The organism is Klebsiella sp. GW_Kp181, assembly GCF_040062315.1.
Lineage (GTDB): Bacteria > Pseudomonadota > Gammaproteobacteria > Enterobacterales > Enterobacteriaceae > Klebsiella > Klebsiella oxytoca.
Genome location: NZ_JBEAFR010000044.1, coordinates 80,934 through 104,958 on the forward strand (window position 1 = coordinate 80,934; position 24,025 = coordinate 104,958).

At 55.2% G+C, this 24,025-nt stretch carries 18 protein-coding genes; 14 read left to right on the forward strand and 4 right to left on the reverse strand.

Annotated features, from left to right (window positions below; all coding sequences use genetic code 11):
- Positions 1-9 precede the first annotated feature (9 nt).
- From ABLV11_RS08495 to queF, 3 genes are all read right to left on the reverse strand, one after another.
- Positions 10-1,299, reverse strand: a complete 1,290-nt coding sequence (locus tag ABLV11_RS08495) for an HAAAP family serine/threonine permease (protein ID WP_004105047.1) — start codon at positions 1,297-1,299, stop codon at positions 10-12.
- A gap of 549 nt (positions 1,300-1,848) precedes the next feature.
- Positions 1,849-3,216: a nucleotide 5'-monophosphate nucleosidase PpnN gene (gene ppnN / locus ABLV11_RS08500; RefSeq protein WP_004105045.1), complete on the reverse strand. Its 1,368-nt coding sequence runs from the start codon at positions 3,214-3,216 to the stop codon at positions 1,849-1,851.
- A gap of 111 nt (positions 3,217-3,327) precedes the next feature.
- A complete protein-coding gene (queF, locus tag ABLV11_RS08505) occupies positions 3,328-4,173 on the reverse strand; it encodes an NADPH-dependent 7-cyano-7-deazaguanine reductase QueF (protein WP_004114939.1) in 846 nt (281 codons plus the stop codon).
- Between the two features lie 69 nt (positions 4,174-4,242).
- Here queF and syd point away from each other — a divergent pair, with 69 nt between their 5' ends.
- From syd to ABLV11_RS08545, 8 genes are all read left to right on the forward strand, one after another.
- Entirely contained in the window at positions 4,243-4,788 is a 546-nt protein-coding gene (gene syd, locus ABLV11_RS08510) for a SecY-interacting protein (RefSeq protein WP_004105039.1), read from the forward strand.
- A gap of 631 nt (positions 4,789-5,419) precedes the next feature.
- Entirely contained in the window at positions 5,420-5,749 is a 330-nt protein-coding gene (locus tag ABLV11_RS08515; protein WP_348855282.1) for a YqcC family protein, read from the forward strand.
- Complete coding sequence (gene truC, locus ABLV11_RS08520) at positions 5,749-6,543, forward strand: tRNA pseudouridine(65) synthase TruC (protein ID WP_023329992.1); 795 nt, start codon at positions 5,749-5,751, stop codon at positions 6,541-6,543. Before ABLV11_RS08515 ends, truC begins: the two co-directional genes overlap by 1 nt.
- A gap of 2 nt (positions 6,544-6,545) precedes the next feature.
- Entirely contained in the window at positions 6,546-6,989 is a 444-nt protein-coding gene (locus ABLV11_RS08525; RefSeq protein ID WP_348855283.1) for a flavodoxin, read from the forward strand.
- Between the two features lie 578 nt (positions 6,990-7,567).
- Positions 7,568-8,926 carry a galactarate/glucarate/glycerate transporter GudP gene (gene gudP / locus ABLV11_RS08530; protein WP_004105031.1) on the forward strand — a complete coding sequence of 453 codons (1,359 nt, stop codon included), beginning with the start codon at positions 7,568-7,570 and terminating at the stop codon, positions 8,924-8,926.
- Positions 8,923-10,263, forward strand: a complete 1,341-nt coding sequence (locus tag ABLV11_RS08535) for an enolase C-terminal domain-like protein (RefSeq protein WP_004105029.1) — start codon at positions 8,923-8,925, stop codon at positions 10,261-10,263. The genes gudP and ABLV11_RS08535 overlap by 4 nt, the downstream gene beginning before the upstream one ends.
- A gap of 19 nt (positions 10,264-10,282) precedes the next feature.
- Positions 10,283-11,623 (forward strand): glucarate dehydratase, encoded by a 1,341-nt coding sequence (gene gudD / locus ABLV11_RS08540; protein WP_348855284.1) that lies wholly within the window; start codon positions 10,283-10,285, stop codon positions 11,621-11,623.
- A 71-nt stretch (positions 11,624-11,694) separates the two neighbouring features.
- A complete protein-coding gene (locus tag ABLV11_RS08545; RefSeq protein WP_004114925.1) occupies positions 11,695-12,834 on the forward strand; it encodes a glycerate kinase in 1,140 nt (379 codons plus the stop codon).
- Between the two features lie 40 nt (positions 12,835-12,874).
- On the opposite strand, the gene barA is transcribed toward ABLV11_RS08545, so the two are convergent.
- Positions 12,875-15,628 (reverse strand): two-component sensor histidine kinase BarA, encoded by a 2,754-nt coding sequence (gene barA, locus ABLV11_RS08550; protein WP_004105019.1) that lies wholly within the window; start codon positions 15,626-15,628, stop codon positions 12,875-12,877.
- Between the two features lie 124 nt (positions 15,629-15,752).
- On the opposite strand from barA, the gene rlmD reads away from it, so the two are divergent.
- The 6 genes from rlmD (at position 15,753) to eno (ending at position 23,935) form a co-directional block, all read left to right on the forward strand.
- Positions 15,753-17,096, forward strand: coding sequence for a 23S rRNA (uracil(1939)-C(5))-methyltransferase RlmD (gene rlmD / locus ABLV11_RS08555; RefSeq protein WP_004114922.1), 1,344 nt, complete (start codon positions 15,753-15,755; stop codon positions 17,094-17,096).
- 97 nt (positions 17,097-17,193) lie between these two features.
- Positions 17,194-19,431 (forward strand): GTP diphosphokinase, encoded by a 2,238-nt coding sequence (gene relA / locus ABLV11_RS08560; protein WP_004105015.1) that lies wholly within the window; start codon positions 17,194-17,196, stop codon positions 19,429-19,431.
- A 245-nt stretch (positions 19,432-19,676) separates the two neighbouring features.
- Positions 19,677-19,862 carry a hypothetical protein gene (locus tag ABLV11_RS08565; protein ID WP_224250525.1) on the forward strand — a complete coding sequence of 62 codons (186 nt, stop codon included), beginning with the start codon at positions 19,677-19,679 and terminating at the stop codon, positions 19,860-19,862.
- A 28-nt stretch (positions 19,863-19,890) separates the two neighbouring features.
- Positions 19,891-20,691, forward strand: a complete 801-nt coding sequence (mazG, locus tag ABLV11_RS08570) for a nucleoside triphosphate pyrophosphohydrolase (protein ID WP_004105011.1) — start codon at positions 19,891-19,893, stop codon at positions 20,689-20,691.
- Between the two features lie 227 nt (positions 20,692-20,918).
- Positions 20,919-22,556 (forward strand): glutamine hydrolyzing CTP synthase, encoded by a 1,638-nt coding sequence (pyrG, locus tag ABLV11_RS08575; protein ID WP_004105009.1) that lies wholly within the window; start codon positions 20,919-20,921, stop codon positions 22,554-22,556.
- An 80-nt stretch (positions 22,557-22,636) separates the two neighbouring features.
- On the forward strand, positions 22,637-23,935 hold the full coding sequence (gene eno / locus ABLV11_RS08580; protein ID WP_004105008.1) for a phosphopyruvate hydratase: 1,299 nt from the start codon (positions 22,637-22,639) through the stop codon (positions 23,933-23,935).
- The last annotated feature ends 90 nt before the right edge of the window (positions 23,936-24,025 follow it).

Consider the following 24,025-nt stretch of genomic DNA (forward strand, 5'->3'; position numbering starts at 1 on the left):
GCGGGGTTATTAGCTAAACAGAGAGTAGAAAATCGCGGAGATAGCAATCAGGCCCATAATCACCACGAAAACGTTGCTGACGTGGCCGCTGTATTTGCGCATAGCCGGGACTTTCTGAATGGCGTACATCGGCATCAGGAACAGAATCATCGCAATGATCGGGCCGCCCAGGGTTTCGATCATCCCGAGGATGCTTGGGTTCAGCGTTGCCACAATCCAGGTGGTGACCAGCATGAACAGGGCAGTGATTTTGTTCAGTTTATTGATTTCGATGGACTTGCCTTTACCGCGCAGGGATTTAATCACCATGCCGTTAAAGCCTTCGCGAGCGCCCAGATAGTGGCCGAGGAAGGATTTAGTGATGGCGATCATCGCGATGATCGGCGCCATCCAGGCGATGATTGGCGCGTTAAAGTGGTTCGCCAGGTAAGACAGAATCGAGATGTTCTGCTCTTTTGCCGCCGCCAGATCCGCCGGGGAGAGGCTCAGTACGCAGCTGAAGACGAAGAACATAACGGTCAGTACCATCATAATGTGCGCGCGGGCCAGAATGCTGGAGCATTTTTTCTCAGCGCCTTCGCCGTACTCTTCGCGTTTAGCAACGGCGAAGGAGGAGATGATCGGCGAGTGGTTAAAAGAGAATACCATCACCGGTATTGCCAGCCACAGGGTCATCCACAGGCCGTTGCCGGTGGCGGTAGCGCTACTCAGGGAGAGGGTTTCCAGCGCCGCGCCGTTCCACTGCGGGATCAGGTACAGAGCCAGAATCATCAGCGCAACCACAAACGGGAATACCAGCACGCTCATCGCTTTGACGATCATCTGCTCGCCGAAGCGCACGATAGTCATCATGCCGACAATCAGAATCAGGGAAAGAATGGCGCGCGGCGGCGGCGTTATGTGCAACTGGTGCGCCATAAAGCTTTCGACGGTATTGGTGATCGCCACGCTGTATACCAGCAGAATCGGGTAGATGGCGAAAAAGTAAAGCAGGGTAATCAGTTTACCTGCGCCGACGCCGAAGTGCTCCTCGACGACTTCGGTGATGTCTTCGCCCGGGTTCTTACCGGACAGCACGAAACGGGTCATTCCGCGGTGGGCGAAGAAGGTCATCGGAAAGGCCAGAATCGCCATGATGATCAGCGGGATCATACCGCCGACGCCGGCGTTGATCGGCAGGAACAGTACGCCCGCGCCGATAGCCGTGCCGTACAGGCCCAGCATCCACATGGTGTCCGTCTTACGCCAACCGCTACGGGTAGCATCCGTAACGATGGTGCTGGTTTGAGTGGTTTCCATCTGTATCTCCTGGAGGAAGCAACAAAATCTAATGAAAAAAAACGACTAAATAATATGAAATTCGTTTGTGTACGGTTTTTTAGGCATTTTCTCCGTAACAATTGGTGCGGGAAGATACATTTATATGGTGAATGCATCAGTGATCGCGATCCCAAATGCAATAATCCACTTTTAATGTGCGTATTTTTAGTCCAACAGCCTGTTTCTGGTGATCAGCCAGAGAATTGTGGCGCGGAGGCTATCATTTTCAGCATATGAGATAATAGTGGTGTGACGTAATAACGAGGTTTTTACTGTAAAAATTCGATGTTATCGACGTTTTTACGTTAAAAGGCGTTTTTCCTGGTGATATTTATTGCTGTATTTGGAAACGCAAACGATTGGCTTTGTAAAAATGCATCTGGAAAATTCACAAAGTAAATGAATCATTTGGAAATAATACGCGCTGAGTGATGAGCGAGGGAGCGGAGCAGCAGTACTGTGGCCTGGCGAGGAAGCGTTGCCCGGGCAGAGCGCGAACCGCTGCCCGGGAGAAGAACAGAAGAGAACTCAGGAACAGATTTCGTAGCAGGGGATATAGGCGGTGCCGCCCGGCAGCTTCATACGATGCTGAGCGACGAAGCCCTGCAGCAGATCGTCCATGCGGCGCATCATTGCCGGGTCGCCGTGAATTTTATACGGACCGAATTTTTCGATAGCCTGGATGCCCACCTCTTTGACGTTACCAGCGACGATACCGGAGAAGGCGCGGCGGAGATCCGCTGCCAGCACTTCTACCGGCTGGTCCGGATAGAGTTTGAGATTGGCCATATTCTCATGGGTAGGATCGAACGGCATCTGCAGATCCGGAGCAATGCGCATCGACCAGTTGAAGCTGTAAGCATCGCCGGTCTCGCGACGATTCTCTTTCACCATCGGCATTGCTTTTTTCATCTGGCGGGCTACTTCAGCGGCGTCGTCAACGATAATGCGATAGTGGCGACGGGCGGATTCGCCCAGCGTATGGACGATAAATTCATCCAGCACGCGGAAATAATCGGCGCTCTCTTTTGGCCCGGTAAGAATCAGCGGCAGAACCTGCGACTTGTTCGACGGATGCATCAAAATGCCCAGCAGATAGAGCAGCTCTTCCGCTGTACCTACGCCGCCCGGGAAGATGATAATGCCGTGAGCGATGCGCACGAAGGCTTCCAGACGTTTCTCGATATCCGGCATGATGATCAGCTCGTTGACCAGCGGGTTAGGCGGCTCGGCGGCGATAATGGACGGCTCGGTCATGCCGATAAAGCGGCTGTCTCTGTAGCGCTGCTGCGCGTGGCCGACGGCTGCGCCTTTCATCGGCGCTTCCATGGCGCCCGGCCCGCAGCCGGTACAGATATTCAGCTCACGCAGGCCCAGCTGAGTGCCGACGCGGCGAGCGTAGAGATACTCGTTTTCATTAATCGAGTGGCCGCCCCAGCAGACAATCATATTTGGCGCTTCACCGACGTGCAGGGCGCGGGCGTTGCGCAAAATAGAGAACACCAGGTTGGTGATATGCACCGAGCTTTCAAGATCGAGATTCGGGAAGCGGACGGTGTTATGGATCTGGCCGTAGACAAACAGGATATCGCGCAGTACTGCAAACAGGTTGGCCTGCAGGGAACGGATAATACGCCCGTCAACGAAAGCATCTTCCGGCGGGTTAATCAGTTCCAGCTTCACGCCGCGTTCGCGACGCAGCACGTTAATATCGAAGTTTTCAAAACGAGACAGGAGCTCCTTGCTGTTATCGGTCAGGCTCCCCGAGTTGAGCACAGCAAGCGAGCAGTTGCGAAAGAGTTGATACAGGTCACTGCTGGCGGTGCGTTTAAGCATATCCACTTCCAGCTGCGACAGCATATCCATTGAACCAAGCGGGCTAACATGTGTAATCAAGTGAACTCCTTACAGGACGATTATCGTCTTCCTGTGATTACAATAGCCCTGCTGATGGCGTTTTCACAACCTTGCGCGCGGGTTAACGCACGCAAATTGTGAAAATGTTTACTATTGGCGAGCGAGGCGGCCGATGGCCGGAACAAAATCGGTGTTGCTGCGCCACGGGTTGATGTCCAGGCCGCCGCGTCGCGTATAGCGCGCATAAACGGAAAGGGCTTCCGGCTGGCAGAAACGCTGAATATCGCTGAAGATGCGCTCTACGCACTGTTCGTGGAATTCGTTGTGATGGCGGAACGAAACCAGATAGCGCAGCAGCTTTTCGCGATCGATTTTTGCCCCGCGATAGCGGATCTGTACCGAACCCCAGTCGGGCTGGTGGGTAATCAGGCAGTTGGATTTCAGTAAATGGCTGACCAGCGTCTCTTCTACCACTTTGCCGCCAGCGGCATCCTGCAGGTAATCAGCGCTGAACTGATAGTTATCAATTTCAATATCCTGATCGTCAATACAGGTGCCGTGCAGATGCGCCACCGGCTGGCCTTCGAGTTCATCGAGGCGATACAGCGACACCTTGACTTCCCCTTGCGCACAGGCGCTGAGATCGCGCGCCAGCGTCGCCTCGACCTCCTGCCAGTCGGCAAAACGCGTCTGGTTAAAGCTATTGAGATAGAGCTTAAAGCTTTTTGATTCCACCAGATTCACGGTAGTGTCGCTGAGCTCAACGTGGCCCACGGCAACCTGCGGCAGGCCTTTCGCATTCAGCCAGGAGAGTTCATACAGCGTCCAGATATCGGCGCCGTGAAACGGCAGGCTATCGGCGTGCAGGCCCAGCGGATCGCGGTTCAGGCTGCGCGGTACGCCCTGAAGCAGGCTGGCGTCGTAAGTATCGCGGTAATCGGTTGATTTACCGAGCGTCAGGCCGGCGAGCGCCTGGTGGTTATCGTAAGAAGACATGTTTCACCATAGTTAAAGCGGTTACACTATATGCCAAGTGTATCCTGTCTAACGTGAAGAGAGAAACCGGTGGATCAGCAAACCGCAGAAGCGCTACAAGCATTTACCCAACGTTATTGTGAGGCGTGGCAGCAGCAGCGCTCCAGCCTGCCGCGTAGCGAAGAGCTTTACGGCATTCCGTCGCCGTGCATCAGCGCCACGGATGATGATGGCGTTTTCTGGCAGCCGCAGCCGTTTTCTTTAGAACAAAACATTAACGCGGTTGAACGGGCGCTGGAGATTGTGGTACAACAACCGCTTCATGCTTATTATACCACTCAGTTTGCCGGCGATATGCAGGCACGTTTTGCCGATGAGAGCATGACGCTGCTGCAAACCTGGAGTCCGGACGACTTCCAGCGGGTGCAGGAAAATCTGATTGGCCATCTGCTGGTGCAAAAGCGTTTGAAGCTGTCTCCCACGCTGTTTATCGCCACGCTGGACAGCGAACTGGACGTCATTTCGGTCTGTAATATGAGCGGCGAAGTGATCAAAGAAACGCTCGGGACCCGTAAACGTACGACCCTTTCTCCCTCGCTTGCGAGTTTCCTTAATTCCCTTAAGCCCGTTCTGTAATCTAAAGTTCCTGAGCTTTTGTGAGAGATCTCTTACAAGACCTGTAAGAGATCGTCATCATTTGAGGCGATCCCCTGCAAATACTATTTCAATAAAATACATTAGTTTCAAATGGTTAATGGTTTTATGATTCATCATGAAGACGATAAATCTTAAGATATTGTCTTAACAAGGGTTGTAAGACGGGGCGGAATCAGGGATTCTATACACGTCGACAGGGAGTCGATAAATGAAGTGAACATCAGGATGATGACGCTTCGAGAGGACCCGCCAGGACGGCGTCGCAAGGACAGGCTTCAGGATGAAGCACAGGATAGCGCAGGATTGCGTAAAGGACACCTCCAGGAAGGAGAAAGAGAGCCGGTCAGGATGCCCGGTGGATCAGGAAGATCGGGATAGACTTACGGATGAGTTATTTCACATCGGGGTGGTGTGAAAGCAGGATGCAACAGTTTACGGATGAACATGGTCAGGAGACCTCAGGAAAAGTTTTCAAGGACGAGCAGGGAGCACCAATGTAGCTGGATTGCTGCAAAACGAACCGGGAGCACTGTTTATACAGTGCTCCCTTTTTTTATTTCTCTTCTGAATTTGCTATTCTGCGCCGGTTTTCAACTCATCGAGGTTTCCCATGACTCTTGACCATCGCGTGCGCGAGCGCCTGCTCGCCATTGAAGCGCTGCTGCGCGAAACGGAACACTGGCAGGATAGCGCTCCCGACAGCCGCGCGTTTGCCAGCAAACAGCCGTTTTGCCTCGACACCATGGAGCCGCTTGAATGGCTGCAGTGGGTATTAATACCGCGCATGCATCAGCTTCTGGAAAGCGGCATGCCGCTGCCGCAAAATTTCGCCGTTGCCCCCTACTATGAGATGGCCCTGGATAATGCTCATCCCGTGCGCGATCGGGTGCTTGCCGAGCTGCTTCTGCTGGATGCGCTGTTTGCCGGCGGCGACGCCTGATGCTGGAGATTTTATATCAGGACCCGTGGCTGGTAGCGGTGAACAAGCCTTCGGGCTGGCTGGTGCATCGTAGCTGGCTGGATCGTGATGAAAAAGTGGTGGTGATGCAGACCGTGCGCGACCAGATAGGCCAGCACGTGTTCACCGCTCACCGCCTCGACAGGCCGACTTCCGGCGTGCTGCTAATGGGACTGTCGAGCGAAGCGGGAAGACTGTTGTCGCAGCAGTTCGAGCAGCATCAAATGCAGAAACGCTATCATGCGATAGCCCGCGGCTGGTTGAGCGAAGAAGCGGAGCTTGATTATCCTCTGGTTGAGGAGCTGGATAAAATTGCCGATAAGTTCGCCCGCGAAAATAAAGATCCGCAGCCGGCGGTCACCCATTATCGCGGCCTGGCGACGGTAGAAATGCCGGTGGCGACCGGACGTTATCCTACCACCCGCTATAGCCTGGTGGAGCTGGAACCGAAAACCGGACGTAAGCACCAGCTGCGCCGTCATCTTGCCCATCTTCGCCATCCGATTATCGGCGACAGTAAACACGGCGATCTGCGGCAGAATCGCAGCGCGGCCGAACACTTTGGCTGCGATCGGCTAATGCTTCATGCCAGCCAGCTATCGTTAACGCATCCTTTTACCGGTGAACCGCTGGTTATTCGCGCTGGCCTTGACGACGTCTGGATGCGCGCGCTGTCGCAGTTTGGCTGGCGCGGCCTTCTCCCGTTAAATGAAAGGGTTGAGTTTGCCGACGACTGCGGTCAGGATGAAGAGATACAGGTCACTTCAGGGAGATAGTCATGGCAGAAGTCGGAATTTTTGTCGGTACGATGTATGGAAATTCGCTCCTGGTCACCGAAGAGGCGCAGGCTATTTTGAGCGGACTGGGGCATCAGGCGAAAGTCTTTGAAGATCCCGAAGTCAAAGACTGGGAGTCGTATACCGGAAAATATGCGCTGGTGGTGACATCGACCACCGGGCAGGGCGATTTACCGGACAGCATTGTGCCTTTATACGAAGGCATCAAAGATATGTATCAGCCGCATTTGCGTTATGGAATTATTGCCCTGGGCGATAGCACCTACGCTAACTTCTGCGGCGGCGGTTTGAAGTTTGATGCGTTATTGCAGGAACAGGGCGGCACGCGCGTTGGCGATATGCTGACGATCGATGCCAGCGAAGATCCGGAACCTGAAAGCGTTGCTAACCCATGGGTAGCGCAGTGGGCGTCGCTGCTTGATTAACAACCTTATCCCATCAGGGCTATTTTGTTTGCCATTTTGCCCCCGGGCGGTGCTCAGACTGTTTGGCTAATACCCTGGCGGCACAGGTCCTAAAAGTTTCGCCCTCTCCCTACACTAGAGGGCGCCCCTTTTTTTACTGATGTTAAATGCCAGTGGCCAGATAAACGGCCAAAATCATCGTAGCAATTCTTCAGGCGCACGGCTTCGGGCATTTGCCTTAAAACCTGTGTAATGCCATGGTCTTTACCGGGCTATTTCACGGGGTCAAGAGAGTTGATTCACACTCCTGTCTTTTGCACCGCGCTTTGCGTCTATGAACGGGCGCGGCTTTTCATTTCCGTGAACCATCCCCCATCTCATTAGGCATAAGCCATAAATCAGATTTACTCAGGCGGCGAAAGCTGTGTATTTGCACGGTGAGCCCGTCAGCCCCTCTTTTTATACTTTTCCTGCCAGTTAAAAATGCAGTGCCAGATATAACGAAAATTATGAAAAACACTAACACGTCATTCTGAGTACCCTACAGGTTGTGCTGTTCAGAATGAACGTAGCTAACGCTATGATTCAGGAGTGCAACAATGAGTTCATTAAGTCAGGCGGCAGGCGGCGCTGAAAAGCGCACCAATGCTCGCTACTGGATAGTGGTGATGTTGTTTATCGTCACATCCTTCAACTACGGCGACCGCGCCACCTTATCCATTGCCGGTTCGGAGATGGCCAAAGATATTGGTCTTGATGCCGTCGGCATGGGCTACGTCTTTTCCGCGTTCTCCTGGGCCTACGTGATCGGCCAGATCCCGGGCGGCTGGCTGCTTGACCGCTTCGGTTCTAAACGCGTCTACTTCTGGTCCATTTTTATCTGGTCCATGTTTACCCTGCTGCAGGGTTTCGTCGATATCTTTAGCGGCTTCGGCATTATCGTCGCGCTGTTCACCCTGCGTTTTCTTGTCGGCCTGGCCGAAGCGCCTTCCTTCCCCGGCAACAGCCGGATCGTCGCGGCGTGGTTCCCGGCGCAGGAGAGGGGCACGGCGGTGGCTATCTTTAACTCCGCGCAATATTTTGCCACCGTTATTTTTGCGCCGATCATGGGTTGGCTGACGCATGAGGTGGGCTGGTCGCACGTGTTCTTCTTTATGGGCGGTCTCGGCATTATCATCAGCTTTGTCTGGCTGAAGGTGATTCATGAACCTAACCAGCATCCGGGTGTAAACCAAAAAGAGCTCGATTACATCGCCGCAGGCGGCGCGCTGATCAATATGGATCAGGCGGCGGCCAAAGCTAAGGTGCCGTTTAGCGTAAAATGGGGGCAAATCAAGCAGCTGCTGGGTTCTCGCATGATGATTGGCGTCTATATCGGCCAGTACTGCATTAACGCTTTGACCTATTTCTTTATCACCTGGTTCCCGGTTTATCTGGTGCAGGCGCGCGGCATGTCGATCCTGAAGGCCGGTTTTGTCGCGTCGGTTCCGGCGATCTGCGGTTTCGCGGGCGGGGTTCTCGGCGGGATTATTTCCGACTGGCTGATGCGTCGTACCGGCTCGCTGAACATCGCACGTAAAACGCCTATCGTCATGGGGATGCTGCTGTCGATGGTGATGGTGTTCTGTAACTACGTCAACGTGGAGTGGATGATTATCGGCTTCATGGCGCTGGCCTTCTTCGGTAAAGGCATCGGTGCGCTGGGCTGGGCGGTCATGGCGGATACGGCGCCGAAAGAGATCAGCGGCCTGAGCGGCGGTCTGTTCAACATGTTCGGCAATATCTCCGGTATCGTGACACCCATTGCTATCGGCTACATCGTTGGCACCACCGGTTCGTTTAACGGCGCGCTGATTTATGTGGGCGTTCATGCGCTGGTGGCGGTGCTGAGCTATCTGGTACTGGTGGGCGATATTAAACGTATCGAACTGAAACCTGTCGCAGGAAAATCATCATGACAACGCAATCGAGCCCTATTATCACCGACATGAAGGTTATCCCGGTGGCCGGGCAGGACAGTATGCTGCTTAACATCGGCGGCGCGCACAATGCGTACTTTACCCGCAATATTGTGGTGCTGACCGATAACGCCGGCAATACCGGGGTCGGCGAAGCGCCGGGCGGCGAAGTGATTTATCAGACGCTGGTGGATGCCATCCCGACGGTATTAGGCCAGGAAGTCGCCCGCCTGAACAAAGTGGTTCAGCAGGTGCATAAAGGCAACCAGGCCGCGGACTTTGATACTTTTGGTAAAGGCGCCTGGACATTCGAGCTGCGGGTGAACGCGGTGGCGGCGCTGGAGGCTGCGCTGCTGGATCTGCTGGGCAAGGCGCTCAACGTGCCGGTTTGCGAGCTGCTGGGGCCGGGCAAGCAGCGCGATGAGGTGACCGTGCTGGGCTATCTGTTCTACGTGGGCGATCGCACCAAAACCGATCTGCCCTATCTGGAAAGCACGCCGGGCAACCATGAGTGGTATCGTCTACGCCATCAGGAAGCGCTGAACAGCGAGGCGGTGGTGCGCCTGGCGGAGGCCTCACAGGACCGCTACGGCTTTAAAGATTTTAAACTGAAAGGCGGCGTGCTGCCTGGCGAGCAGGAGATCGAAACCGCCCGCGCGTTGAAAAAGCGTTTTCCCGATGCGCGCATTACGGTTGATCCCAACGGCGCCTGGCTGCTGGATGAAGCCATCGCCCTGTGTAAAGGGCTGAACGAGGTGCTGACCTACGCGGAAGACCCCTGCGGCGCCGAACAGGGCTTTTCTGGCCGTGAAGTGATGGCGGAGTTTCGCCGCGCCACCGGTCTGCCGGTGGCAACCAATATGATCGCCACTAACTGGCGCGAAATGGGCCACGCGGTGATGCTGAATGCCGTGGATATTCCGCTGGCCGATCCGCACTTCTGGACCCTTTCCGGCGCGGTGCGCGTGGCGCAGCTGTGCGATGACTGGGGCCTGACCTGGGGCTGCCATTCCAATAACCACTTTGATATTTCACTGGCCATGTTCACCCACGTCGGCGCAGCGGCGCCGGGTAACCCCACGGCCATCGATACCCACTGGATTTGGCAGGAGGGAGATTGCCGCCTGACCAAAAATCCGCTGGAGATTAAGCACGGAAAAATTGCTGTTCCGGACGCGCCTGGACTCGGCGTCGAGCTGGACTGGGAGCAGGTGCAGAAAGCGCATGAGGCGTATAAAAAGCTGCCCGGCGGCGCGCGTAATGACGCAGGCCCAATGCAGTACCTGATCCCCGGATGGACTTTTGACCGTAAACGCCCCGTTTTCGGCCGTCACTGATTTGAATAAGGACTAAATTATGAGCGCACAATTTTCGACCCCCGTTGTTTCTTCTATGCAGGTCATTCCGGTCGCGGGTCACGACAGCATGCTGATGAACCTGAGCGGCGCGCACGCCCCGTTCTTCACGCGTAATATTGTGGTAATCAAAGATAATTCCGGCCATACCGGCGTCGGCGAAATTCCCGGCGGAGAGAAAATCCGCACCACCCTTGAGGACGCGATCCCGCTGGTGGTCGGTAAAACGCTGGGTGAATACAAAAACGTGCTGACCGCCGTACGCAATACTTTCGCCGATCGGGATGCCGGCGGACGCGGTTTGCAGACCTTCGATCTGCGTACCACAATTCACGTAGTGACCGGGATTGAAGCGGCGATGCTTGACCTGCTGGGCCAGCATCTGGGCGTAAACGTGGCGTCTCTGCTGGGCGATGGACAGCAGCGCAGCGAAGTGGAAATGCTGGGCTATCTGTTCTTCGTCGGCAATCGTAAAGCTACACCGCTGCCTTATCAGAGCCAGCCGGATGACCCGTGCGACTGGTATCGCCTGCGTCATGATGAGGCGATGACCCCGGATGCGGTGGTACGTCTGGCGGAAGCCGCATATGAGAAATATGGTTTTAACGATTTTAAACTGAAAGGCGGCGTACTGGCCGGGGAAGAGGAAGCGGAGTCTATCGTCGCGCTGGCTAAGCGCTTCCCGCAGGCGCGCGTGACCCTCGATCCGAACGGCGCGTGGTCGCTGGATGAAGCGATCAAAATTGGTAAATACCTGAAAGGATCTCTGGCCTATGCGGAAGATCCGTGCGGCGCCGAGCAGGGCTTCTCCGGGCGAGAAGTGATGGCGGAGTTCCGCCGCGCCACCGGACTGCCGACGGCGACCAATATGATCGCGACCGACTGGCGTCAGATGGGCCACACGCTGTCGCTGCAGTCCGTGGATATTCCGCTGGCGGATCCGCACTTCTGGACCATGCAGGGCTCCGTCCGCGTGGCGCAGATGTGCCACGAGTTCGGCCTGACCTGGGGCTCGCACTCTAACAACCACTTTGATATCTCGCTGGCGATGTTTACCCACGTGGCGGCAGCCGCGCCGGGTATAATTACCGCTATTGATACGCACTGGATCTGGCAGGAAGGCAACCAGCGCCTGACCAAAGAACCGTTTGAAATTAAAGGCGGGATGGTACAGGTACCGGCGAAACCGGGGCTGGGCGTGGAGCTCGATATGGATCAGGTGATGAAAGCCCATGAGCTGTATCAGAAACACGGTCTGGGCGCGCGCGATGATGCGATGGGAATGCAGTATTTGATCCCGAACTGGACGTTTGATAACAAGCGTCCGTGCATGGTGCGCTAAGGAGATGCCGGTCCCTTCGGGGGCCGGTTTCCTGCACGGCGTCGGGTAATCGTTCATTTTAAGGACAGCATATGAAGATAGTGATCGCACCGGATTCATACAAGGAGAGCCTGAGTGCGCTGGATGTTGCAACCGCGATAGAGCAAGGTTTTCGGGAAGTTTATTCCGATGCGGAGTACGTCAAACTGCCGGTCGCCGACGGTGGCGAAGGAACCGTTGAAGCCATGGTTGCCGCGACCCAGGGATGCCGGATAGCGGTCACCGTCACCGGTCCGCTCGGCGAGCCCGTAGAGGCTTTTTTTGGTCTTTCGGGCGATAAGCAGTGTGCGTTTATTGAAATGGCGGCGGCAAGCGGTCTGGAGAGCGTACCGCCGGCGCGACGTAACCCTCTTCTGACGACTTCATGGGGTACCGGCGAGCTGATTCGCCATGCGCTGGACGCGGGCGTCAGGCAAATTATTATCGGCATCGGCGGCAGCGCGACTAACGATGGCGGCGCCGGGATGGTGCAGGCGCTGGGGGCGAAACTGCTGACCCGGAATAACCAGCAGATTGGCGCCGGCGGACAAGCGCTGGAGAGCCTCGCGCGCATCGACGTGAGCGAGTTAGATAAGCGCCTCGCCGGATGCCGCATTGACGTCGCTTGCGATGTCACCAATCCGCTGACGGGCCCGCAGGGCGCGACGGCAGTATTTGGCCCGCAGAAAGGGGCGACGGCGGAGATGATCGCCAGCCTCGATAAGGCGCTGGCCCATTTTGCTGAGATTATCCATCGCGACTTAGAGCTTGATGTGTTGCATCTTGAAGGCGGCGGCGCGGCGGGCGGCATGGGCGCGGGCCTGTATGCCTTTTGCGGGGCTAAGCTGCGGCCGGGCATTGAGATCGTGACCGACGCTTTGCATCTTGCCGATATCGTGGCGGATGCGGATCTGGTGATCACCGGCGAAGGGCGCATCGACAGCCAGACGATTCACGGCAAAGTGCCGGTTGGCGTGGCGCGGGTGGCAAAACGCTATAATCTGCCGGTTATCGCGATTGCCGGGAGCCTGACGGCGGACGTCGGCGTAGTCCATGAGCACGGGCTGGATGCGGTATTCAGCGTTATTTATTCCATTTGCACCCTGGATGAGGCGCTGGAAAATGCCGCCGAAAATGTGCGCATGACGGCGAGAAACGTCGCCGCTGTGCTGAAAATGGGCCAGGTATTATAGATTCTCCCCCGGTCGCAGTGCGCGAGCCGGGGCAGGCGTTTTAGATTCCCTGCAGCTTACAGGCTTCCCGCGCGACGTTGTCCATTTCATCCAGCAGTTCCAGAAGCTCCGGCTCCAGCTCCTCGGCGGCGGTGCCCGCGCGCAGCTGGCTCTCGAGAGTGTGGCAGAGTTTCTTCAGGCGCGGCACGCCGCTATAGCTACAGCTGCCGTGCAGCTTATGAATGAGATCCAGCAGGCCTTCCGGCTGCTCTCCCACCAGCTGTTCTTCCACCTTGTTACGCACTTCCGGCATAAAAGCGAGCAGCATCTGCAGCATTTCCCGCGCCAGATCCGGTTTCATCGCCGCCTGGCGTAGCGCCAGCTGCCAGTCGAGGGTGATGTCATGGTTAACCGGTAGGTCAACCGGCTCCGCCGCGGCCTGCGGCGCAGCGGCCTGTCCCGGCTGGTAGCGCAGCAGCAGATTGTAGAGCTTATCTTCCTCAATGGGCTTCGCCAGATAATCGTTCATCCCCGCGCTGAGCAATTTCTCTCGCTGCCCTTCCAGAGCATGGGCCGTCACGGCGATCACCGGCGTTTGCTGTTGATGAGGGAGCTGATGGATCAATTCGCAGGCGCGGATGCCGTCCATTTCCGGCATTTGAATATCCATCAGAATCAGATCCTGCTGCATTTCTCTGGCTCGTTCAACGGCGTTCTGGCCGCTGTCGCAGAGGATGACATGCTGGACTAAATCTTCAAGCAGAGCGCCGATGAGCTTAAGATTCGCCGGATTGTCATCGACGGCCATTACCGTCATGGGCAGCTTTGTACTACCGGAGCGCGGCAGCAGGAGCGTCGGCTGGGTCTGGCAGGTGGCCGTCAGCGCCGGAAGCAAGCGCGTTGAGGTCAGGGGCTTAAGCAGACAGGCTGCGATACCGTCGTGTTTAAGCGTTTCGGCGCTCACCTGGGCGTGGCACGGTAGCGCCAGCAGCAGATGATCGGCAAGCTTACGGGCTCTGGCCAGCTTATCGCGATGCTGGTTCAGATCGCGTATCGACACCGGAATGCCCGCCAGCAGGATATCGTAATGGGCATCCGGTAGGGCAGTCATCGTCGGACTGTAGACCACCTCCAGCGGCGTTGTCGCCAGCAGCTCCATGGTGCACTGCGCCGCCGCTGCGTTAGCCTCAATGTAGGCCAGCTTTTTACCCGCCAGACATTGGGTCGGTACGCTGTCGGGTACCGCGTTAGGGTTGAGATCGAGGCTGATATGGAACCAGAACGTCGAGCCGCGATTAGGCTGGCTATGGAAGGAAATATCGCCGCCCATCTCTTTTACCAGCCGCTGGGTGATAACCAGCCCCAGCCCGGTTCCGCCGTGGCGACGGGAAATACTGGCGTCTGCCTGGCGGAAAGCCTGAAACAGACGCGACTGGTCGCGCTCGGGAATACCGATGCCGGTATCATGGATCTGAACTTCGATTTGCACTCTTGAATTGCTTATAGCCCGCTGTTCCACCAGCACGTCAATGTTGCCATGTTCGGTGAACTTAATGGCGTTGCCCATCAGGTTAGTAATAATTTGCTGCAGGCGCAGCGGGTCGCCAATCACGTTATCCGGCACATCGTTTTTGATGTTCAGGGTCAGCTCCAGCCCCTTATCGTGCGCCGAATGCGCCAACAGCGTGACCACCTCGTCGAGCGAATTTCGCAGCAGGAACGGAATGCTCTCCAGAATGAGCTTCCCGGCTTCGAGCTTAGAGAAGTCCAGAACATCATTAATGATGGCCAGCAGATTGTTCGCTGAACGCTCAATGGTGGTCAGATGATCGCGTTGGGTGGTATTTAAATCGGTTTTCAGCGTCAGGCGGGTAAAGCCAATGACGCCGTTAAGCGGAGTGCGCAGCTCGTGGGACATATTGGCGAGGAATTCGGATTTGATTCGCGCCGCTTCCTGCGCGCGTTTTTTCGCCAGGTCCAGCTCAACGTTCTGGATTTCCATCTGTTCAAGCGTTTCACGCAGGTCGGAGGTGGCCTGATCGACGTTATGCTGCATCTCTTCATGATACGCCGCCAGCGACATCGCCATGGAGTTGATCCCGTTTTTCAGCATATCCAGTTCGCCGAGCATAAAACCTTCCACGCGGCTATCAAGCTGGCCCCGGCGGATGCGGTCAACGGTATTCACCATGTTGCGAATCGGCCCGGTCACGTCGCGCATCAGTCGCCAGCCGAAGATCAGCGCGATGCCGATGCAGAACAGCATCATCACGCTGGAGATGAAGATCTCTTTGTACTGCTGCAGCCGCACCGATTTGAGATCCAGCTCCAGCGCCACGTAGCCCAGCATATTGTCCGGCATCTTGGCATCGCTTCCCGGTGATTCATCCGGTGAATAGCTTTCTGAAATAATTGGGGTGCGCAAAATCATCAAATCGCCGTGACGAATCACGCTTAAACGGCGGGGAAAAGGCGCCCCTTTTGGTAGCTGAAGTTCGCCGGGATCGAGCTGAAAGTTGGAGGTGACAAACAGCCTGTTGTGCGAGTCATAGATGGAAATGGCGCGCACAATATCGGAATGGCGGCGATGCAGCACGCTGATCAGCTGCCCGATTGACTCGCGGTTTTGCAAATTCATGCCATATTCACTAGAGACCGCCAGCGGTTCGATGATACTGGCTCCGGCATCTTCCAGCTGGCGCTGTAGGTCGTTATAGCGGTGTGCGACGAAGAATATACTGAGCAGCAGACCGATCAGAACGGTTGGCGCCAGAATAAGAATCATCATGCGGGCACGAAGGCTGTAGTTGGTCATGCGGTTCCATTATGGGAGAATATATACATCATCCTTACAGGCTGCTGAGGCATTGGTTACGCTGGCTCACCCTGAAAGAACTCGTGTATAGAGTCAGTATATTTAATTGAGACAAATCTCTACGATGGCGCAATTCTACTCTGCAAAACGGCGTGTGACGACGCGCCAGATCATAACCGTTACAGTAAATGACCTTGATCCCTTTGGGCAGGGCGTTGCGCGTCACCAGGGTAAGGCGCTGTTTGTTAACGGTTTATTACCGCAGGAGCAGGCCGAAGTGGTCCTGGTCGAGGATAAAAAACAGTATGCCCGCGCGCAGGTTAAACGCCGTCTTAGCGACAGCCTGCAGCGGCAGGCGCCGCGCTGTCCGCATTTTGGTATCTGCGGCGGATGTCAGCAGCAGCACGCCAGCGTTGAGCTGCAGCAGCAGAGCAAACGCGCCGCCCTCGCGCGGTTAATGAAGCGCGAGGTTGATGACATTATAGCCGCTTCGCCGTGGGGCTATCGCCGCCGGGCGCGTCTGAGCTTGAATTATCAGCCAAAGACCCAACAATTACAGATAGGCTTCCGGAAGGCCAACTCCAGCGAAATTGTTGATGTGGTGCAGTGCCCTGTTTTGGTGCCCACTCTTGGTGCGCTACTGCCCGCGGTACGAGAATGTCTCAGCGGATTGCAATCGCTGCGTCAGCTTGGCCACGTGGAGCTGGTGCAGGCTGACAACGGCCCGCTGATGGTTTTACGCCATACCGCGGCCCTTCCGGCTGCAGATAAAGAAAAGCTGGAACGTTTTTCGCAATCTCACGGTCTTTCACTGTATCTCGCCCCGCAAAGCGAGATACTGGAACAGATTCGCGGGGAAGCGCCTTGGTATACGTCCGACGGTCTACGCTTAGTGTTCAGTCCGCGCGACTTTATTCAGGTCAACGACGGCGTAAACCAGCTCATGGTGCATACGGCGCTGGAATGGCTGGATATCCAGCCTCAGGATCGCGTGCTGGATCTCTTTTGCGGCATGGGCAACTTTACCCTGCCGCTGGCAAAGCGCGCGGCGCAGGTCGTGGGGGTTGAAGGTGTTCCGGCGCTGGTGGCGAAGGGGCAAGAAAACGCAGCGCTGAACGCGTTGCATAATGTGACGTTCTTTCATGAAAATCTTGAAGAGGACGTCACCCGCCAGGCGTGGGCGAAGCACGGTTTTGATAAAGTTCTGCTCGACCCGGCGCGCGCCGGTGCGGCGGGCGTTATGTTACATATAATTAAATTAGCGCCGCGTCGGGTGGTGTATGTTTCTTGTAATCCGGCGACTCTGGCGCGCGATAGCGACGTTTTATTGCAGGCGGGATATACCATTCAACGCCTGGCGATGCTGGATATGTTCCCGCATACCGGTCATCTGGAATCAATGGTGTTGTTTGAGCACAAGAATCATTCAAATCGCAGTGCAGCGGCATCCACAGGCGCAGGCGACTGAGATAAAAGACGAACGCCAAGGTTGATGCGGTTTGAAGGATGAAGTGTAAAAGTTGAGGCTTGCCGACTTCGGCAGGCGGTCCCTTAAGGAGAGGACAATGGTTGCGGTAAGAAGTGCACATTTAAATAAAGCTGGTGAATTTGACCCGAAGAAATGGATCGCGAGTCTGGGAATTTCCAGCCAGCAGTCGTGTGAACGCTTAGCCGAAACCTGGGATTATTGTCGAGAGAAAACGCAGGGACACCCGCAGGCCGATCTCCTGCTATGGCGCGGCGTGGAGATGGTAGAAATTCTCTCCATGCTCAGTATGGACATCGATACGCTGCGAGCGGCGATGCTATTCCCGCTGGCGGATGGCAACGTCGTCAGCGAAGAAATCATGCAGGAGAGCGTCGGGAAATCCGTCGTCACCCTGATCCACGGCGTGCGGGATATGGCCGCGATACGTCAGCTTAAAGCCACCCATACGGATTCGGTCTCCTCTGAACAGGTGGACAACATTCGCCGCATGCTGCTGGCGATGGTTGATGACTTCCGCTGCGTGGTGATTAAAATCGCCGAGCGTATTGCCCATCTGCGTGAAGTGAAAGATGCGCCGGAAGATGAGCGCGTGCTGGCGGCGAAAGAGTGCACCAATATTTACGCGCCGCTGGCCAACCGTCTGGGGATCGGCCAGCTTAAGTGGGAGCTTGAGGATTACTGCTTCCGCTATCTGCACCCAGCGGAATATAAACGCATCGCTAAGCTGTTGCACGAGCGGCGCATCGATCGTGAACATTACATTGACGAGTTCGTCAGCCACTTACGCACGGAAATGAAAACCGAGGGCGTCAAGGCTGAGGTTTACGGTCGTCCTAAGCATATCTATAGCATCTGGCGCAAAATGCAGAAAAAACATCTCGCTTTCGACGAGCTGTTTGACGTGCGGGCGGTGCGGATTGTTGCCGAGCGCCTGCAGGACTGCTATGCCGCGCTGGGGATAGTGCATACTCACTACCGCCATCTGCCGGATGAGTTTGATGATTACGTCGCCAACCCTAAGCCCAATGGCTACCAGTCCATTCATACCGTCGTGCTTGGTCCCGGCGGCAAGACGATCGAAATTCAGATCCGTACCCGCCAGATGCATGAAGATGCCGAGCTGGGCGTAGCTGCGCACTGGAAGTACAAAGAGGGCGCCAGCGCAGGGGCCAGCGGCGGACGCGGCTATGAAGATCGCATTGCATGGCTGCGTAAACTGATCGCCTGGCAGGAAGAGATGGCCGATTCCGGCGAGATGCTGGATGAAGTGCGTAGCCAGGTCTTTGACGACCGGGTTTATGTCTTTACGCCGAAGGGTGACGTAGTGGATTTACCTTCGGGTTCGACTCCGCTCGATTTTGCCTACCATATTCACAGCGATGTCGGTCACCGCTGCATCGGGGCGAAAATCAGCGGACGTATTGTGCCGTTCACCTATCAGTTGCAGATGGGTGACCAGATTGAAATCATCACTCAAAAACAGCCTAACCCAAGCCGTGACTGGCTGAATCCGAACCTTGGCTACGTCACTACCAGCCGCGGGCGTTCCAAAATTCATGCCTGGTTCCGCAAGCAGGATCGCGACAAGAATATTCTTGCCGGACGGCAGATCCTCGATGATGAGCTGGAGCATCTGGGCATCAGCCTGAAGGACGCGGAAAAGTATCTGCTGCCGCGCTACAACTTTAATGAGCAGGACGAACTGCTGGCGGCGATTGGCGGCGGTGATATTCGCCTCAACCAGATGGTTAATTTCCTGCAGGCGCAGTTTAATAAGCCCAGCGCGGCGGAGCAGGATGCGGCGGCACTTAAGCAGCTGCAGCAGAAAACCTATACTCCGCAGAATCGCAGCAAAGACAATGGTCGCGTGGTGGTGGAAGGCGTCGGCAATCTGATGCACCACATTGCGCGCTGCTGCCAGCCGATCCCCGGCGACGAGATTGTGGGCTTTATCACCCAGGGCCGAGGGATCTCGGTGCACCGGGCGGATTGCGATCAGCTCGCGGAGCTACAGTCTCATGCTCCGGAGCGCATCGTTGACGCAGTGTGGGGAGAGAGCTACTCGGCGGGCTACTCGCTGGTGGTGCGGGTCCAGGCCAACGATCGTAGCGGCCTGCTGCGCGATATCACTACTATTCTCGCCAATGAGAAGGTCAACGTGCTGGGCGTTGCCAGCCGCAGCGATACGAAGCAGCAGATGGCAACCATCGATATGACCATTGAGATCTACAACCTGCAGGTTCTGGGCCGGGTACTTGGCAAGCTGAATCAGGTTCCGGACGTCATCGACGCCCGTCGCCTGCACGGCGGGTAAAAGGAAAACGGTAAAAACGCAGCTCAGCTAACAGCTGCGTTTTTACCCTGATAGCCATGGAGCTCCCCGACGGGCGCTGGCTTACTGGATAGGCTTCAATGGATTTGAGCTTAAGTTTCTTTATTCTTTATCTCCTCTCATCCCTCACGCTGATCGCTGTGCAAATCTGGCTGTTTTTTATCGTTTATTCGCCAGACGGATCCTTGAGTTCACACCTGATATGCCGCGCTGCAAATGCCCTTGCCATGTTTGTGCAGCTTTGCGTGACGGTGAAAGGGGAGTTTCCTTTTAACATGCTTTCGTCGCAAATCCGCTATATTGACGACCCGGTGCGCATGCTGGCGTTGGTATTTATCGTGCTGCACGGCATAGTTTATGTTTTTGTAATACGCGGCGGCTTGCCAAAACCGAAACGCGAATGGCGTAACTGAAATGATGAAAAGTGCAGGATCAATAACTATGAAGGCAAATAATGAGATGGAACGGCTGCTCGGCATTATGCAGCGGCTACGCGATCCGGAAAACGGCTGTCCGTGGGACAAAGAGCAGACGTTTGCCACCATCGCTCCCTATACGCTTGAAGAAACCTATGAAGTGCTCGATGCCATCTCCCGCGAAGATTTTGACGATTTGCGCGGCGAGTTGGGCGATCTGCTGTTCCAGGTTGTCTTCTACGCTCAAATGGCGCAGGAAGAGGGGCGCTTTGATTTCAGCGATATCTGCGCCGCTATCAGCGACAAGCTTGAGCGCCGCCACCCGCATATTTTCGGCGATGCCTCCGCCGGTAGCAGCAGCGAAGCGCTGGCCCGCTGGGAGCAGATCAAAAGCGCTGAGCGAGCGGAAAAGTCCCAGCACTCCGCGCTGGACGATATTCCGCATAGCCTTCCGGCGTTGATGCGCGCGCATAAAATCCAAAAACGCTGCTCGGCGGTGGGTTTTGACTGGACCTCTCTCGGACCGGTGCTGGATAAAGTTCATGAAGAAATAGATGAAGTGATGCATGAAGCGCAGCAGGCCGTGGTGGATGAAGCTAAACTGGAGGAGGAAGTTGGCGACCTGCTGTTTGCAACGGTCAATTTATCCCGCCATTTAGGCGTCAAAGCCGAGGTTGCCTTGCAAAAAGCCAATCTCAAATTTGAACGTCGCTTCCGTGAAGTTGAGCGGATTGTCGCCGCGCGCGGCCTGGAAATGACCGGCGTCGACCTCGATACTATGGAGCAGGTGTGGCAGGAAGTAAAACGCCAGGAAACTGATCTCTAAAGAGTTTTCGTGATCAAGCGCTATTTGTGTGATTTTTTAAATAACAAGCGCTTGATTTACGTCAAAAACATTTCGCCAAAAGCGGCTATTTTCTCACTCCCCGCGTTTGTGTGGGCCTGATGAAAAGGAGGGATAATGAAAGTTTGTGGCGTCAGTCATGATCGGGTATACTGCTTTCCCGTCCTGGTTATTCCATCGTCTTTTAAACCTAACTTCTCAGGTTCAGCATGACAACGAACTATATTTTTGTGACCGGCGGGGTCGTATCCTCTCTGGGTAAAGGCATTGCCGCAGCTTCCCTCGCAGCCATTCTTGAAGCCCGTGGGCTTAACGTGACCATGATGAAACTGGATCCGTACATCAACGTCGATCCGGGTACCATGAGCCCAATCCAACACGGGGAAGTGTTCGTTACCGAAGACGGCGCTGAAACCGATCTGGACTTAGGTCACTATGAGCGCTTCATTCGCACCAAGATGACTCGTCGCAACAACTTCACTACCGGCCGTATCTACTCTGATGTCCTGCGCAAAGAGCGTCGTGGCGACTATCTGGGCGCGACCGTGCAGGTGATCCCGCACATTACCAACGCGATTAAAGAGCGCGTGCTGGCGGGCGGCGAAGGTCATGATGTGGTGCTGGTTGAAATCGGCGGTACCGTAGGCGATATCGAGTCGCTGCCGTTCCTTGAAGCGATTCGGCAGCTGGCGGTGGATATCGGTCGTGAAAACGCCCTGTTTATGCATTTGACCCTGGTGCCGTACATGGCCGCCGCGGGCGAAGTCAAAACCAAACCGACCCAGCACTCCGTAAAAGAGCTGCTCTCCATCGGTATTCAGCCAGACATTCTGGTTTGCCGCTCCGATCGCGCCATTCCGGCGAACGAACGCGCCAAAATTGCTTTGTTCTGCAATGTGCCAGAAAAAGCCGTTATTTCGATGAAAGACGTCGATTCCATTTATAAAATTCCGGGCCTGTTGAAATCTCAGGGGCTGGACGATTATATTTGTAAACGATTCAGCTTAAACTGTCCGGAAGCGAACCTGGCCGAATGGGAACAGGTTATCTACGAAGAAGCGAACCCGGCAGGCGAAGTCACTATCGGTATGGTCGGCAAGTACATTGAACTGCCGGATGCCTATAAATCAGTGATTGAAGCGCTGAAACACGGCGGTCTGAAAAATCGCGTTACCGTCAACATCAAGCTGATTGATTCGCAGGATGTGGAAACGCGCGGCGTCGAAATTCTGAAGAATTTAGACGCTATCCTGATTCCTGGCGGCTTCGGCTATCGCGGCGTCGAAGGTAAGATCGCTACCGCGCGCTATGCGCGTGAAAACAACATTCCATATCTGGGTATTTGCCTGGGTATGCAGGTTGCGCTGATTGAGTTTGCGCGCAACGTAGCGGGGATGGAAAACGCCAACTCAACGGAATTTGTGCCAGACTGTAAGTACCCGGTCGTGGCCCTGATTACCGAATGGCGTGATGAAGACGGTAATGTCGAAGTTCGCTCTGATAAGAGCGATCTCGGCGGCACGATGCGCCTCGGCGCACAGCAGTGCCAGCTGGCTGAAGATAGCCTGGTGCGCCAGCTGTATGGCGAACCAACCATTACTGAGCGCCATCGTCACCGCTACGAAGTCAACAACATGCTGTTGAAGCCGATTGAAAATGCGGGCCTGCGCATTGCGGGCCGTTCCGGGGATGATCAGTTGGTCGAGATCATCGAGGTGCCTAACCATCCGTGGTTCGTCGCCTGTCAGTTCCATCCGGAGTTTACTTCGACGCCGCGTGATGGTCACCCGCTGTTTGCCGGCTTTGTGAAAGCCGCTGGCGAGTACCAGAAGCGTCAGGCGAAGTAAAAGAGTTAGAACGGCAATGCACCCATCCGGGTGCATTGTTTGTCTGGAGTTTTAGTTTAACTTGTACTGAGGAAAACCTAATGTCCAAAATCGTTAAAGTCATCGGTCGTGAAATCATCGACTCCCGTGGTAACCCGACTGTTGAAGCCGAAGTACACCTGGAAGGTGGTTTCGTCGGTATGGCAGCTGCTCCGTCAGGTGCTTCTACTGGCTCCCGCGAAGCGCTGGAACTGCGCGATGGCGACAAGTCCCGTTTCATGGGTAAAGGCGTACTGAAAGCTGTTGCTGCTGTAAACGGCCCGATCGCTCAGGCAATCCTGGGCAAAGATGCCAAAGATCAGGCTGGCATCGACAAAATCATGATCGACCTGGACGGTACTGAAAACAAATCTAACTTCGGTGCGAACGCTATCCTGGCCGTCTCTCTGGCTAACGCCAAAGCTGCCGCTGCTTCTAAAGGTCAGCCGCTGTACGAGCACATCGCTGAGCTGAACGGCACTCCGGGCAAATACTCCATGCCGGTTCCGATGATGAACATCATCAACGGCGGCGAGCACGCTGATAACAACGTCGACATCCAGGAATTTATGATTCAGCCGGTAGGCGCTAAATCCCTGAAAGAAGCCGTACGTATGGGTTCTGAAGTGTTCCACAACCTGGCTAAAGTTCTGAAAGCTAAAGGCATGAACACTGCTGTTGGTGACGAAGGTGGCTACGCGCCGAACCTGGGTTCCAACGCTGAAGCGCTGGCTGTTATCGCTGAAGCCGTTAAAGCCGCTGGCTACGAGCTGGGCAAAGACATCACTCTGGCGATGGACTGCGCGGCTTCTGAATTCTACAAAGACGGTAAATACGTTCTGGCCGGCGAAGGCAACAAAGCGTTCACTTCCGAAGAGTTCACTCACTTCCTGGAAGAGCTGACCAAACAGTACCCGATCGTTTCTATCGAAGACGGTCTGGACGAATCTGATTGGGACGGTTTCGCATACCAGACTAAAGTACTGGGCGACAAAATCCAGCTGGTTGGTGACGATCTGTTCGTAACCAACACCAAGATCCTGAAAGAAGGTATCGAGAAAGGCATCGTTAACTCCATCCTGATCAAATTCAACCAGATCGGTTCTCTGACCGAAACTCTGGCTGCGATCAAAATGGCGAAAGACGCTGGCTACACTGCCGTTATCTCTCACCGTTCTGGCGAAACTGAAGACGCTACCATTGCTGACCTGGCTGTTGGTACCGCTGCAGGCCAGATCAAAACTGGTTCTATGAGCCGTTCTGACCGCGTTGCTAAATACAACCAGCTGATTCGTATCGAAGAAGCGCTGGGTGAAAAAGCGCCGTACAACGGTCGTAAAGAGATCAAAGGTCAGGCATAAGCCTGTCTTAATCTGATATGAAAAAGCCAGCCTACTGGACTGACCCCATAAAGTTGGACAGTTCATATTAAGCGGCTTTCAGGGCCTGGG